At 42.6% G+C, this 14,943-nt stretch carries 12 protein-coding genes; 7 read left to right on the top strand and 5 right to left on the bottom strand.

From position 1 onward, the window contains the following. Positions 1-23: 23 nt before the first annotated feature. Both SPUTW3181_RS12205 and SPUTW3181_RS12210 read right to left on the bottom strand, forming a co-directional pair. A complete protein-coding gene (locus tag SPUTW3181_RS12205; RefSeq protein WP_011789635.1) occupies positions 24-1,736 on the bottom strand; it encodes an AMP-binding protein in 1,713 nt (570 codons plus the stop codon). Between the two features lie 139 nt (positions 1,737-1,875). Then, positions 1,876-2,256, bottom strand: coding sequence for a DUF6508 domain-containing protein (locus SPUTW3181_RS12210; RefSeq protein ID WP_011789636.1), 381 nt, complete (start codon positions 2,254-2,256; stop codon positions 1,876-1,878). A gap of 286 nt (positions 2,257-2,542) precedes the next feature. On the opposite strand from SPUTW3181_RS12210, the gene SPUTW3181_RS12215 reads away from it, so the two are divergent. From SPUTW3181_RS12215 to SPUTW3181_RS12230, 4 genes are all read left to right on the top strand, one after another. After that, complete coding sequence (locus SPUTW3181_RS12215) at positions 2,543-3,004, top strand: EVE domain-containing protein (protein WP_011789637.1); 462 nt, start codon at positions 2,543-2,545, stop codon at positions 3,002-3,004. An 85-nt stretch (positions 3,005-3,089) separates the two neighbouring features. Beyond that, on the top strand, positions 3,090-3,428 hold the full coding sequence (locus SPUTW3181_RS12220) for a hypothetical protein (RefSeq protein WP_011789638.1): 339 nt from the start codon (positions 3,090-3,092) through the stop codon (positions 3,426-3,428). Between the two features lie 310 nt (positions 3,429-3,738). Then, complete coding sequence (locus SPUTW3181_RS12225; RefSeq protein ID WP_011789639.1) at positions 3,739-5,004, top strand: membrane protein; 1,266 nt, start codon at positions 3,739-3,741, stop codon at positions 5,002-5,004. Between the two features lie 411 nt (positions 5,005-5,415). Beyond that, positions 5,416-8,271, top strand: coding sequence for a TonB-dependent receptor plug domain-containing protein (locus SPUTW3181_RS12230; RefSeq protein WP_011789640.1), 2,856 nt, complete (start codon positions 5,416-5,418; stop codon positions 8,269-8,271). 94 nt (positions 8,272-8,365) lie between these two features. Here SPUTW3181_RS12230 and SPUTW3181_RS12235 read toward each other — a convergent pair whose 3' ends face one another. After that, the gene (locus SPUTW3181_RS12235; RefSeq protein ID WP_011789641.1) at positions 8,366-9,160 is read right to left on the bottom strand and encodes a TIGR00266 family protein; all 795 of its coding nucleotides are present in this window, start codon (positions 9,158-9,160) and stop codon (positions 8,366-8,368) included. A 200-nt stretch (positions 9,161-9,360) separates the two neighbouring features. Continuing rightward, positions 9,361-10,275, bottom strand: a complete 915-nt coding sequence (locus tag SPUTW3181_RS12240; RefSeq protein ID WP_011789642.1) for a LysR family transcriptional regulator — start codon at positions 10,273-10,275, stop codon at positions 9,361-9,363. Positions 10,276-10,467: 192 nt separating this feature from the next. Between SPUTW3181_RS12240 and SPUTW3181_RS12245 the strand changes: the two genes are divergently transcribed. The 3 genes from SPUTW3181_RS12245 (at position 10,468) to SPUTW3181_RS12255 (ending at position 13,530) form a co-directional block, all read left to right on the top strand. Next, positions 10,468-11,628, top strand: a complete 1,161-nt coding sequence (locus SPUTW3181_RS12245; protein WP_011789643.1) for a homogentisate 1,2-dioxygenase — start codon at positions 10,468-10,470, stop codon at positions 11,626-11,628. 76 nt (positions 11,629-11,704) lie between these two features. Then, complete coding sequence (hppD, locus tag SPUTW3181_RS12250; RefSeq protein WP_011789644.1) at positions 11,705-12,745, top strand: 4-hydroxyphenylpyruvate dioxygenase; 1,041 nt, start codon at positions 11,705-11,707, stop codon at positions 12,743-12,745. 161 nt (positions 12,746-12,906) lie between these two features. Then, a complete protein-coding gene (locus SPUTW3181_RS12255; protein WP_011789645.1) occupies positions 12,907-13,530 on the top strand; it encodes a LysE family translocator in 624 nt (207 codons plus the stop codon). Positions 13,531-13,604: 74 nt separating this feature from the next. On the opposite strand, the gene SPUTW3181_RS12260 is transcribed toward SPUTW3181_RS12255, so the two are convergent. Then, positions 13,605-14,900 carry a GNAT family N-acetyltransferase gene (locus tag SPUTW3181_RS12260; protein ID WP_011789646.1) on the bottom strand — a complete coding sequence of 432 codons (1,296 nt, stop codon included), beginning with the start codon at positions 14,898-14,900 and terminating at the stop codon, positions 13,605-13,607. Positions 14,901-14,943: the final 43 nt, after the last annotated feature.

Genomic DNA, 14,943 nt, shown 5'->3' on the forward strand with positions numbered 1-14,943 from the left:
AATGGTCAAATCTACATTGCCCATTACTGATTGATATCTTGGTATAACTCTTGATACATCAACTCACGCATTTTAAATTTTTGGATTTTACCCGTCACCGTCATGGGATACTGTTCCACAAATTTGATGTAACGCGGCACCTTAAAATAGGCGAACTTCTCGGTCAAAAAATGACGAATATCGGCCTCTGTAATGATCGATCCTGAACGCACTTTGATCCAGGCACACACTTCCTCGCCATATTTATCGCTTTGCACCCCGAATACCGCCGCATCCTGCACATCTTTATGGGTGTAGAGTTTCTCTTCAATCTCACGGGGATAAATATTCTCGCCACCGCGGATGATCATATCTTTAATGCGTCCCACAATTTGCACATAACCTTGCTCATCCATTTGGCCAATATCGCCCGAATGTAGCCAGCTGGCGCTGTCTATAGTCGCAGCCGTTTTTTCAGGGTCATTCCAATAACACTGCATAATACAATAACCACGACTACAGACTTCACCGGGTTGATTAATTGGCAGCACTTCGCCAAATTCATCGATGATTTTAACTTCGGTATGGGGTAAAGCACGGCCAACGGTGAGCACCCGTTTCTCTATTGGAGAATCAATTTCGGTAATATGATTGAGCGGACTACACTCCGTCTGCCCATAACCAATCAGTACTTCTTTCATATACATCAGATTTTGTACTCGGCGCATCACTTCTTCTGGACAAGTTGCCCCTGCCATCACGCCGGTACGTAATGAACTCAAATCAAAACGCGTAAACTCTGGATGTTCAAGCTCAGCAATAAACATAGTTGGTACACCATGTAATGCGGTGCAACGCTCTTGCTCAATCACTTGCAATGTCGTCAGTGGATCAAAGGATTCTCCGGGGAACACTGCAGCTGCGCCTTTGGCTAAGCAGACTAAACTACCGAGTACCATGCCAAAACAATGGTACAAGGGAACTGGAATACAGAGTTTATCGTGGCAGGTAAACTTCATTGCCTCGGCCACTAAATAGCCATTATTCAATATGTTATGATGAGATAGGGTCGCACCTTTCGGACTACCCGTAGTGCCAGAGGTAAACTGGATATTAATCGCATCGTACGGGCTTAATTCCTTAGCAATACTCTCGAGCATCACCTTATCATCGTCAGTAATATCGATAAGTAAGTCATCAAAGTTCAACATCCCGGTAGACTTCTCTTTGCCCATACGGATCACAAATTCAAGTTCAGGTACAGCTTTAGCCTGTAATTTACCCGCAGGACAAGAGGTTAGCTCAGGCGCTAATTCATATAGCATCTCAAGATAATTACTGGATTTAAACTTATCAGCACAAATTACAGCGCGGCAACCCACGTTACTCAGCGCGTATTGCAACTCTTCAGGACGATAGGCAGGATTAATACACACCATGATGGCGCCAATTTTAGCGGTTGCAAATTGTGTTAAACACCACTCGATATTGTTTGGCGACCAAATCCCTACCCTATCACCGGGCTTAATTCCGAGTGTTAATAGTCCTGTGGCGAGCGCATCGATTTTGGCAAGATATTGGCGGTAATTCCAGCGGATATTCTGATGTTGTACAACAATGGCGAGTTGGTCTGGATAAGTTGCCACTATATCATCAAGATATTGGCCTATGGTTTTTTCAATGAGTTTCGGTGAGGAACCACCACGAAACTCACTATATTGTAATGGGGTTATTGCTTGACGTGTTGAAACAGACATTTAGGCCTCCGTGCATTTATTGTTATGGTTAGCAAGCTTAAAACTAACCAATCCACGGATCAGGTCACAAGTAAAAAAGCCCTTTATTAGACTAAAGAGTAAGGCAGGCGATGAGATAACTGTCGATTAAAACATGACGTTAACGACTAATAAACGCTAAATGAGCACTCGATTTAGGAGTATTTAAGCTTTGTAAGCGCTCAACAATGGCCAGTAAAACCCCTTGTCGCCGCATATTTTCTAATACACCTGGGCTAAAAACCTCCAATCGAGTCATTGCCGTTAAGAGCAGCTTACACTGTGAAATACTCGCATCACGAATGTAGGCAGGTTTATCAACCAAGTAGCTGTTGTTATACCAATAATCCCAAGTGAAATTTGCCAATAACCAGCCCTGAGTTTTCAGATCATGGATAAACTCCAACATACGTTCATGGCTTAAGATCACATCACCCGCCGTAAAATCCTTAAGATATTTAGTGTATAAACCACAATCAGTCTTCATTGTTAACGTGTCCATAGCATACCTCTTCGGTTATGGTTATCGCAGATCTAATAAGATTGACACTTTGCCTAATGCGTAACGTAAAATTGCATACGGCAAACCACAAACAAGTACAAACAAGTTAGTTACAGAGTAAGTTGTGCTATCTGAACGGTAACTTAATCAAGTAAACAATTAAGCCCAATGCAACATTGTGTATTTCAAGCCTATTTAGGGGATATGGTTATTAGCTGGAGACAAAAATTAAGATAAGTGCCGAGAATTAAAGCTGTTAACAGATAAAATTAGCGAAGGAAGCAATATGAACTACTGGCTTATGAAATCAGAACCCGATGAATTTAGCATAGATGATCTCAAGGCTTGTCCGAACCAAACTGAAGCTTGGTATGGGATACGCAACTATCAGGCACGTAATTTTATACGCGATGGGATGCAGATTGGCGACAAGGTATTTTTTTACCACTCAAGCTGCAAAGTACCTGGTATTGTCGGTATCGCTGAAGTCGTGACCCATGCTTATCCAGATAGCACGGCCTTCGATCCAGAATCGACATATTTCGACCCTAAATCAGATCCCTCCAAACCAAGATGGCTTAGCATCGACATCCGCTTTGTCGAAAAATTTGACCATATAATCCCTTTAAGTCTCATTAAAAACATGCCGCAACTAACAGATATGTATCTTGTATCTAAAGGTTCCAGACTGAGTATTCAGCCAGTAACCGCCGAACAATGGCAAACTGTGCTAATGTTAACCCGCTGAACTCTATACTCAGCCATATTCAGCTAGGGTTCATTTAACATAGCCTATTGTCATCGCATCAATTCAACGTCTCTTGGGAGCAAATATGAATAAATTCACTTTGATGGTGATTGGTGGAATCGCGCTCAGTTTTATCACGTCCATAAACGCCTTTGCAAAAAATGAGTATGAACAAGACAAGCAAGGTAAAGGGCTACCACCAGGGCTACAGAAAAAAGTTGATCGCGGAGAACCTCTCCCTCCCGGTTGGCAGAAAAAACTCCGCCGTGGAGATATTCTCGAACTGGACATTTATAACCGAGGACGCATTGTCGTGCCGTTAGATAAGGATGGCATTGTGAGTATCCAAATTGAAGGCGCATTGATTAAGCTAGATGATAAAACTCGTACCATCCTCGATATAGTCAATGTCATTACCTATTAATCCACACTGCAATACACGCCCTCGTTATATACTCAGGGCGTGTTAATCTTCAACCAAGCAAATATCAGCAGACTGACAATGTCTAATGATTTTCTAAACACACCCCATTCACAACAAGATAACATGTTGATTTTTATCAATCATTGACAATCTATCTCTAGGTCTCAAGTCACCTAAATGCTACACTCTCAAGGCGCAAAAGGCTGCTGAATACCGTTGATAATACGACCAAAATACATTTACTCAGCTAATAAATGCCCCTATTACACACTTTACTGCGAAACGCTTTTGTCGTTTCAGTTGGATATTGATGATGAAAACCACGCCACTGCAACGGGTTAAACAGGCCATTATTGCTGGATTTTGGGCATCACTCGCCAGTATTTCAATAGGCTTTCTATTTAAACTCTGGCTAGCACAATGGGTTGCCAAAGCCGATCTGGCGCTCTATCACACGGTGATCGATATTATTTCGCTGTCGCTAATCCTGATGACAGGATTTCGCTCTTCTATGGTGGTGACCTATTCACAAACCAAACAAGATGTGGATATCACCAATATTTTCCGTTATAGCCTTATTGCTATGGTGTTGTTGACATGGGGTCTGGTATTACCTTATATCAAACACAAACTTCAGCTTAATGTAGAATATTTTCAATTGGTTGGGATTATTCTGAGTATGGGGTTCAAGGTCTATTTTACCAACCAAATCGCTATGTACCGACTCTATGCCATCTCCAATCGTGTGACTTGGCTAGAACCACTCGCACAGGTGATGAGTTTTTTATTGTGCTTCTATGGTCTACAACAAACTGCAATCGCGTCACTCTTTTACAGTATGACTTTATCATCACTCATCGTAGCCCTATATATGTACTTAAAACGGCGCAGGGATATAGCCACCCCACCCTTAAGTGCAGTGCATTTTGATACAGAACTACGCAGCTTTATGAAAAAAAGTCTAACAGCATCCATGGAGGCAGGTGCCAGTATCTTGATGATTTACATCACAGTACTGCTGACTATTGCCTATTTCAGCATAGATGAACTGGGTGATTTCCAAGTGGTGGTTCGGCCGATGATCACTTATCTCACCCTACTTTTCGTCTTCCCTATATACCGTTTTGTGCTGCCTGAAGTCGCAGTATGTGTACGAGAAAAACGCTTTGACGAAGTGCAAAAAATTAAATCATGGCTGACTAAAATGTCATTGTGGATCAGCGGAGTGTTTTTCATCACTATGATATTCGCGAGCGAGCCATTAGTCGCGTGGTTATTCCCCGAGCAATACATTAAAGCGGCACCCGTATTAATGCATTTCTCCATGTTTTTTATATTTATGATGCTCAATGGCTACCAGCTAGCCTATATCAAAGCCCATGGCTATTTTACCCAGAGCTTAATGATCCGTATTTTGGGGATTATCGTGCTAGTAGGTACTTTCTATATTTATCGCTTACACACGGAAAATGTGGTTGCTGTAATCTTAGCCCTCGGTACAGGATATTTAATGATGTATCTGGCGGCTAAAATTATAGAGCGAAAAATATTGCAATTGATCAACACTACCAAATAACAATTTGAAACAATATAGCATCATGTAAATTACATTCGGAATAATTACAAAAATATGCCAAAGTAATACTTTTAGTCTATTTACTTATTTCAATTCCCTGTTAATTAAAAGCGTTAATTAACAAAAATGAAACAAAAAATAAGTACCTATAAAAATAAAAAATTACATTATATCAATGCATTAGAATTAAAATAAGCAATGACACATTGACATCCTCTTCATTAAAATCAGTATCGAATTACACGCAACAAGCCCTATCTTTTAAAATTGTTTCAAAAAAGTAAAAAATAACAACTAAGATACCTATCGTTGACACACCTGTAATTAGTAAATATATATGGTACAGATTGTTAAATTCAATCTAAATTAAACCTATAAATTTAACCAATTATAAATATCAAGGAGAGATATATGAACTCTTTATCCTTAACAGCAAAAGCGGTTCGCTACGGTATATTTGCTGCGGCCAGCCTAACAACTTCAACATTCGTTTATTCAGAAGAACAAACGGAAATATTTGAGCGTATTGAAGTAACGGGTTCAAAAATTAAACGTATTGGAGAACTTGCACCAACACCAGTGACAGTTATCTCTGGTGATGGATTAATTGATGCTGGTGTTGTGAACGTTGCAGATTTACTACACAAAATGCCTAATACATTAGTTGGATTATCACCAGAAACAACAAATAATACTGTATTTGCAAGCGGATTAAATAACACAGATTTAAGAGGTCTTGGCTCTGATCGTACACTCGTACTTGTAAACGGTCGTCGATTTGTTGCTGGAGCCCCTGGTTCTGGGGCTGTTGATCTTAACAACATACCAACTGCCATGGTTGAGCGTATTGAAATCACAACTGGTGGTGCTTCTGCAGTATATGGCTCTGATGCCATCGCAGGTGTTGTGAACATCATTACAAAGAAAAGCTTTGATGGCATTTCGGTTGATGTTTCAACAACACAACCAACCGAGGATGGTGGTGAAGAAAAATATGCCTCAATAACATTTGGCTCTGAAATAGGTAAAGCTAACTTTGTGACTAACCTAAGTTGGGCTCGTCAGGAACAATTATCCTTTATGGATAGAAAATTTCTACGCGATGCACCTATCGTTGTACGTAATCCCAATGCAACAGGTCCTGATGATCCTCAATCAATAGTGTGGGGACATGGTCAACAAGTATTAGCTTCCTACAGTAAGACTGGAACATTTGTTTCGAATGGTACCCGTTATTCATTTGATGAAAACGGCAATGTAAGACCGATGGAGTTAGGCCAACCTCTACCGCCATTAACGTCTGGTCGTGTCGATTATCTTGGTGGAGAAGGTTATAACTTCGCAGAAAACTCTTTTATCAAAACGCCATTAGATCGTATTAACTTTTTCTCTGTAATGAACTACGACATTAATGATGATCATAAAATGACAATGGAGGCGACGCTTAGTAAAACAGATGCCTATGGCGAAAGCTCTCCAGCTTTCCTAAGTTTTAAAGTGCATGATGATAATGGGTTTCTCTCCCCTGAAGCTGCAGCACTGATCGCTGCTGAAGAAGCTAGGCTTGTTAATGCAGGCAAAGCAGAACCAGGAGATGGTATTTCTCTAGGATACCTTGCATCGGACTTTGGTAATCGAAAATATAGTCAAGAACGAACGACAGCCCGTATAGCACTAGGCTTTGAGGGAGCACTTTCTGAAAATTGGTCTTATGACACCTATGCCACTGTTGGACATGTTCAAGCTGATACAGAATGGTACGGTGAAATGTTCGAGCAACGCTTCTATGACGCTGTTGATACAATAAAAAATGATAAAGGGGAAGTAGTCTGTCGTAGTGAAAGTGCTCGAAATAATGGATGCCTTCCACTCAATATATTTGGGCGCGGAATCTACGATAAAAACGCCTATGATTGGGTAAGTACTGACGCAATTCGACGCTCATCTATCACTCAATCAGCTCTCGGGGCATCCGTAAGTGGTGATCTATTTGAATTGCCAGCAGGTTTTGTATCGAGTGCATTCTCTCTCGAGTATAGAAAAGAGCAGGCAGACACTTTACCAGATCCAGCTATGCGAGAGGGCTTACTGTTCAACAACCAATCTCAGCCCCTTAAAGGTGAATTTGATGTAACGGAAGCTTCTGCAGAATTGTCAATTCCATTACTAAGTGACATTACATTAGTACAAGATTTAACACTGGAAACAGCTTTCCGTTATATGGATTACTCGACATCTGGTTCTGATACTGCTTGGAAAGTAGGCTTAAACTGGGCTGTCTTCGACGATTTGAGGATCAGATTAAACCGTTCGAAATCTGTTAGAGCTCCCAATATAGGTGACTTGTATAGCCCACCAGGACAAACATTCAGATCTATAAAGGATTATTGCGCTTCTAGCTACCGCAACCAAATAAATCCTGAATATCTAGACAATGTCTTGGCAAACTGTGCGGCACAAGGCATTCCTACCGATTTCGAACCATCTCAAGAGTGGTATGGTTCGACTCGTCCAGGATTTATAGTCGGCAATGAGGACTTAAAAAACGAAGTTGCTAATGATATCACTATCGGTTTTGTCTATACCCCTAACTTTATCGAGAACCTGAGTTTTACTGTTGATTACTGGAAATTTGATATGGAAAATGTCATCAACAGTTTTACGGGCCCTGATGTTGTAAAGTACTGCTACCAATCCAGCACCCTAGACAATCCATTCTGTCCATTGCTTGAGCGAGATCCAGATACACATGAGCTCACCAATTACTATGAAAAGCCAGTTAACTCTGCGACCAGTATTACCTCTGGTGTCGATATTGAAGCTAACTATAAGTTTGAAAGTAGCTTTGGTGATTGGGGCTTCCGTCTATTCAGCACCTATCTAGAAGAACGTTCCTTTAATTCGACAGGTTTTGCAGAAGATGAAATTAAAGAAACTGGTGAGCAAGAGCGGCCACGTTGGCGTCATCGCTTTACAACGGATTACACCTACGGAGATTTCTCTGCAGTCCTAACTGCAAACTATCGCAGTAGCACCGTTTTAAGTAATGACTGGTCACCCAATCAAAATAACTATAATGATATCCCATCATATATTACGTTTGATTTAACCAGTCGCTACAACATCACTGATGCATTACAAGTTCGTGCTGGCATACTCAATATGTTTGACGAGACACCACCACGTCAGCCTGGTGTATATAACCAAGGTGCTTACTATGACATTCTCGGACAACGTATCACGATAGGGGTTAACTATACGTTTTAACTAGGTAAATTAAGGTCTCCCATTTAAAGTGACATATCATCAATTTCGATATGTCACTTTTTTTATTTAATAACACATTGAAAGTAATATTTAATCAACGTCCATCAATCATACGACCAAGACCACCAAGCACAGAGCCTTCACCACGATCACTTCCTCCTGCCGATGGGGCATGGGCGATAATACGATCAGCCATACGTGAGAATGGTAAGCTTTGCAGCCAAACCGTTCCGTGACCTTTTAAGGTTGCTAAAAATAAGCCTTCACCGCCAAAGACCATAGACTTTAATGAGCCTGCGCGCTCGATATCGTAATCAATCCCTGGTGTAAAACCGACGAGGCAACCAGTGTCGACTCTTAAGGTTTCACCTTTTAGTTCTTTTTTCACTAAGGTGCCACCTGCGTGTATAAAGGTCATGCCATCACCTTGTAGGCTTTGCAAAATAAACCCTTCACCACCGAAAAAGCCTGTGCCTAAACGGCGATTAAATTTCATTGTCACACGTGTGCCTAAAGCCGCCGCTAAAAAACTGTCCTTCTGACAGATAAGCTCACCACCATATTCGGCTAAATCAATCGCAAGGATAGTGCCAGGATAAGGAGCGGCAAAAGCGACTTTGCGCTTTTGGTTGCCTTGGTTGGTAAAGTGAGTCATAAAAATGCTCTCACCCGTTAGCACCCTTTTACCCGCCCCCATCAGCTTGCCAAAAAAGCCGGATTCGGGTTCAGATCCATCACCCATTTTGGCTTCAAAACGAATATCTTGCTCTAGGTAGTTCATCGCCCCCGCTTCAGCAATCACAGTTTCATTTGGATCGAGTTCTACTTCAACCAACTGCATACTGTGGCCGATAATTTCATAATCCACTTCGTGACAACGTCTAGACATACTGTTCCCCTTATTAACTGTCAGTTCCTTGTTATTGCGCTTTATATTGAACTCGATGGACAACTTTGTTGATATCGTGCCCCCAATTTCACTTTGAAAATAAGCCACTTTGAAAATAAACCTTAATGTATGACATAAAATGTCAAAATGCGATTATTTTATGTAGGGCGTTATTTCACAACATCATAAACGGCGATTTATCATCCCAAACCGACGCCATTAAACTGCTCTGCTTTAGCAAACTCCTCTAAAATCAATTTAGTAAAGAGTTGTCCCGCTCGGCCTAATGGACGTTCTAAGGTCGAGACAAGTTGCGGGATAAACGTAAAACGACTGCCACCGACAAAGTCGATTTCAACTAACTCACCCTTAGCCAGTTCTTCTTGCGCTAAAAAGTCCGGCAACCAGCCAAAACCTAAGCCTTTTAACAAGGCGTTCTTTTTCATGATGAAACCTGAAAGGTAAAACACTTTATCGCCGCCAAATTGTAGTTCATCACGATAACTTTTATTGGGTGAAGAGTCTTCGATAGTCAATTCCACATGCTGCTGCAGCTCAGACAAACTAATTTTACGAATAACAGCTAAAGGATGCGAAGCACTTGCCACTAATATGCTAGTGATGGCTGGCAGAGGCTGCGGATGATAATAGGGGCCAGTGCGATAATCTTTCACTAACATCAAGTCGGCATTATCACGTTCGAATCTGTGTTGTACGCCACCTAAAAATTCCATATTAAGCTGAATTTTAGTGGGGATCTGATGTTCAGCCATGCGTTTTAAAGCCGTCATAATTGGTTCCATCGGTAAGGCACCGTCTATCACGAGCTCTAGCTTTGGCTCCCAACCTTCGCTAAAACGACTGGCAAGATGTTCAATGTTAGCAAGGTGTTGTAGTAATCTTTGCCCCTCGGCTAAAATCACACGGCCCTCTTGCGTCAGCTCAGCGCGATATTGTTCACGGCTAAAAAGCGGTACACCTAAGTGCTCTTCCAACTTTTTAACTTGATAACTCACCGCCGATTGCGCCTTGTGTAACCGCTCCGCCGCCTTGGCAAAACTGCCCTCTTCCACCAGCACTTGCAGCACATTAAAAGCATCAATATCGATGCGCATGGTCACTCCTTGGCTCTAATGAGAATGTCACGGAAACACTACGATTCGTAAAGATTAGAATACCATCTAATTTTTAGATTAAGACAACGGATTTATTATTCTTTTTTTTGTTGATCCAAGCAACTAAATTGATAACAAGATCACATAACAATAACGATATACAACACTGATCAAACAAGGACCTCTTTAGCCATGCCATTTTATGTAAAACAGGGGCAGATCCCCCATAAGCGCCATATCGCATTTGAAAAGGAAAACGGTGAGCTTTACCGTGAAGAGTTGTTCTCAACCCATGGCTTTTCCAATATTTATTCCAATAAATATCACCACAACATGCCCACCAAAGCGTTGGAAGTGGCGTCCTACAGCTTGAGCCACGGTGCCAATTGGGAAGACTCGCTGGTCCAAAACTATAAACTCGATTCCCGCGATGCCGACCGTGAAGGTAATTTTTTCAGCGGCCGTAACAAAATATTTTATAACAATGATTTAGCTCTCTATACCGCCAAAGTCACCGCCGATACCGACGAATTTTACCGTAACGCCTATGCCGATGAAGTGGTTTTTGTCCACGAAGGCGAAGGCACACTCTACAGCGAGTACGGCACGATTAAGGTCCAAAAATGGGACTATCTCGTGATCCCTCGCGGCACGACTTATCAACTTAAATTCAACGATTACAGCAATGTGCGACTTTTCGTCATAGAGTCATTCTCTATGGTGGAAGTGCCTAAGCATTTTCGTAACGAGTATGGTCAGCTGTTAGAATCGGCACCCTATTGCGAGCGCGATTTGCGCGTGCCTACACTGCAAGAGGCTGTGGTTGAGCGCGGCGCCTTCCCCTTAGTGTGTAAGTTTGGCGATAAGTACCAACTCACCACACTTGAATGGCATCCCTTTGATTTAGTGGGTTGGGATGGCTGCGTTTACCCTTGGGCATTCAACATCACAGAATACGCACCCAAGGTAGGCAAAATACATCTCCCCCCTTCTGATCACTTAGTCTTTACCGCCCATAACTTTGTGATTTGTAACTTCGTGCCACGCCCCTACGATTTCCACCCAAAATCGATTCCCGCGCCTTATTACCACAACAATATAGATAGCGACGAAGTCTTGTATTACGTCGATGGCGACTTTATGAGCCGTACGGGCATTGAAGCGGGTTATATGACCTTACATCAAAAAGGCGTGGCCCACGGACCACAACCGGGTCGCACTGAAGCCTCGATTGGCAAAAAAGAAACCTATGAATATGCAGTGATGGTGGACACGTTCGCCCCACTGAAATTAACCGAACATGTACAAAATTGCATGAGCAAAGACTACAACCGCTCTTGGCTAGAAGACTAGCCCCAAGCCACCAGCACTCCCATGCGGGAGTCATTAGAGTGACGGCGTGTTGCACTAAAATAACGAGGAAAACATCATGGCAAGCGAACTCAATCCACTGGGCTTATTAGGTATCGAATTCACGGAATTCGCCAGCCCTGATACCGATTTTATGCACAAAGTCTTTATCGACTTTGGTTTTTCACTGCTGAAAAAAACCAAGCACAAAGACATCCTGTACTACAAACAGAATGATATTAATTTTCTGCTCAACACTGAGCGCGAAGGTTTCTCAGCTAAGTTTGCTAAATCCCACGGCCCAGCCATTTGTTCTATGGGCTGGCGTGTAGAAGATGCCGGCTTTGCCTATCGTGTTGCCGTTGAACGTGGTGCAAAACCCGCCGATGATGCCAATAAAGATCTGCCTTATCCTGCGATTTACGGCATTGGCGACAGCTTAATTTATTTCATCGACACCTTCGGTGCAGATAACAATATCTATGCCACTGATTTTGAAGATTTAGATGAGCAAATTATCACTCAAGAGAAAGGCTTTATCGAGGTCGATCACTTAACCAACAACGTCTACAAAGGCACAATGGAACATTGGGCTAACTTCTATAAAAACATTTTTGGTTTTACTGAGGTGCGTTACTTTGACATCAGCGGCGTACAAACCGCGCTAGTGTCCTACGCCCTGCGCTCACCCGATGGCAGCTTCTGTATCCCGATTAACGAAGGTAAAGGCAACGATAAAAACCAAATCGATGAATATCTGAAGGAATACAATGGCCCAGGTGTGCAGCATTTAGCCTTTAGAAGCCGCGATATCGTTAAATCCTTAGATGCGATGGAAGGCAGCTCAATCCAATGCCTAGACATCATTCCTGAATACTACGACACTATTTTCGATAAAGTGCCACAAGTCACTGAGAATCGTGAGCGCATTAAACATCACCAAATTCTGGTGGATGGTGATGATACAGGCTATTTACTGCAGATATTTACTAAAAACCTGTTTGGACCGATTTTCATTGAAATCATCCAACGTAAGAATAACTTAGGTTTTGGTGAAGGCAACTTTACTGCCCTGTTTGAATCAATTGAACGGGACCAAATGCGCCGCGGCGTTCTATAAATATCATCCCATCCATAAGAACGGTACGCACTGCGTACCGTTTCTGTTTTTACGCATAGCAAAAATCCATTTGATGAAGCGGTTTAAACAAGCCCATTGGCTATGCTAAGCATTTTCATTACACTATCGGCCTTTTAATGTTGACTTAAGACTGACCAACGATGCCTGATTTTGCCTTACTCGCTGTGTTTATCCCGACTTTTTTCTTTGTTTCTATCACGCCGGGCATGTGCATGACACTCGCCATGACGCTAGGTATGAGCATAGGTGTGCGCCGCACGTTATGGATGATGTTAGGTGAACTCATTGGCGTAGCATTAGTCGCCACCGCCGCCGTGATGGGGGTTGCCAGTATCATGCTCAACTACCCCGAAGTATTTCAAATCTTTAAGTGGGTTGGCGGCATTTATTTAGGCTATATCGGCGTACAAATGTGGCGCGCCCGCGGTAAGATGGCCATATTAAGCGATGATGACACCAACCCCAGAGCCAGCAGTTTTACCTTGATCTCCCAAGGTTTTATTACCGCTATAGCGAACCCTAAGGGTTGGGCATTTATGGTGTCGCTACTGCCGCCTTTTATCAATGCCGAGCGCGAAGTTGCACCACAACTCCTCGCCTTGCTGAGCATTATTATGGTGACCGAATTTACCTCAATGCTCGCCTATGCCAGCGGCGGTAAGACCCTCCGACTTTTCTTAAGTCGTGGTGATAATATTCGCTGGTTAAACCGGATTGCAGGCAGCCTAATGATAGGCGTAGGAATTTGGTTAGCCATGAGCTAGCGGTTTGAACTAACTACTTAAATGTAACTCGCTCGTCCTAAAATGAGCCCAATAAAATCCCGTTAACTCGGTCTTTATGAAGGCTCTTTTTTGTAGGGCAACACATCCTGCATCTGCGCCATATATTGCTGCATTTGCAGTGTTTCTTGCTCAACAAAGTCGGCAATCGCCGCCTTAAATCCCAAATGGGCGATGTTATGGTAGGAGTACATTACTACGGGTTCAAAGCCACGCAGCACCTTATGTTCTCCCTGCGCGCCCGCATCAAACACTTGAAACTCATGTTCAATACAGTATTGAATCCCTTGATAATAACAAGCTTCAAAGTGTAAACCATCAAGCTCAACCGTTGTGCCCCAATAGCGGCCATAAAGGCACTTCTGATCTTGGGGGTTCTTCCCTTTAAAATATAAGGCACCCGCTATCATCTCGCCCTTTGCATCTTTCACCACTAACAGTAGAATTTGAGCGGCTAACAGCTGTCCAAGTTGATGGAAAAATGTGGGCGTTAAATAACCGCGGTGACCGGAACGCTTAAGATAAGTTAATTGATAACATTGGATAAAAGTCTGCCATTGCAATTCAGTTACCCGCTCACCTTCGACAAATTCAAACTTGAGCCCAAAAGGCTGTAATTGTGCCCGTTCCTTCAGGATGTTTTTACGCTTACGTGAGCTAAAGCGTGATAGAAAATCATCGAAATTCCGATAATCACGGTTGTACCAATGGAACTGTGTGCCTAAGCGTTTAACTAGCTGTGTAGATGAAGCCCCAAACAAAGGCATTTGCGCTGGCGCAACAAACAGACTGTGCCATGAGGAAATTTGAATTTCTCCCGTCCCATGCATCAACCGTTGATCCAATGCCCTCAGCATTAATTCGCCAATGCGTTTTTGCTCAATATTTTCCAATTCAGGCGTAATACCTATGCGGGGCCCTTGTACTGGCGTAAAGGGAATCGCATTCACCCATTTAGGATAATAATCGAGCCCATGGCGCGCATAGGCTTCTGCCCACGTCCAATCAAACACATATTCGCCGTAGGAGTGAGACTTTTGGTATAAGGGCATAACGGCGATAAGGGATAACCGATTAAAATGCTGCGCAGTTTGCCCGCTTATCAGTGCACCTTCCGTTAACGGTGATAAGCCTTTATCCTTAAAAGCGACATCATTTAAGGTATCGCCCGCATCAAACACACATAAATGTCTTGGTATCCAACCCGTTGCAACACAGGCTGAGCGGCTTTGCTCTAACGCTAAGAGAAACTCGTGGCGACAAAAGGGATTTACTGTCCCCATTACGGTATTCCATGCTTGTGTTGAAATATCCGATATTGAGTTCGCAAAGGCCAAGATAAGCGGTTTCATTGGGTAAATTATCGTCCTTTAGTGATGTGAACAAGTATACGAG

This window comes from Shewanella sp. W3-18-1 (genome assembly GCF_000015185.1).
GTDB lineage: Bacteria > Pseudomonadota > Gammaproteobacteria > Enterobacterales > Shewanellaceae > Shewanella > Shewanella putrefaciens.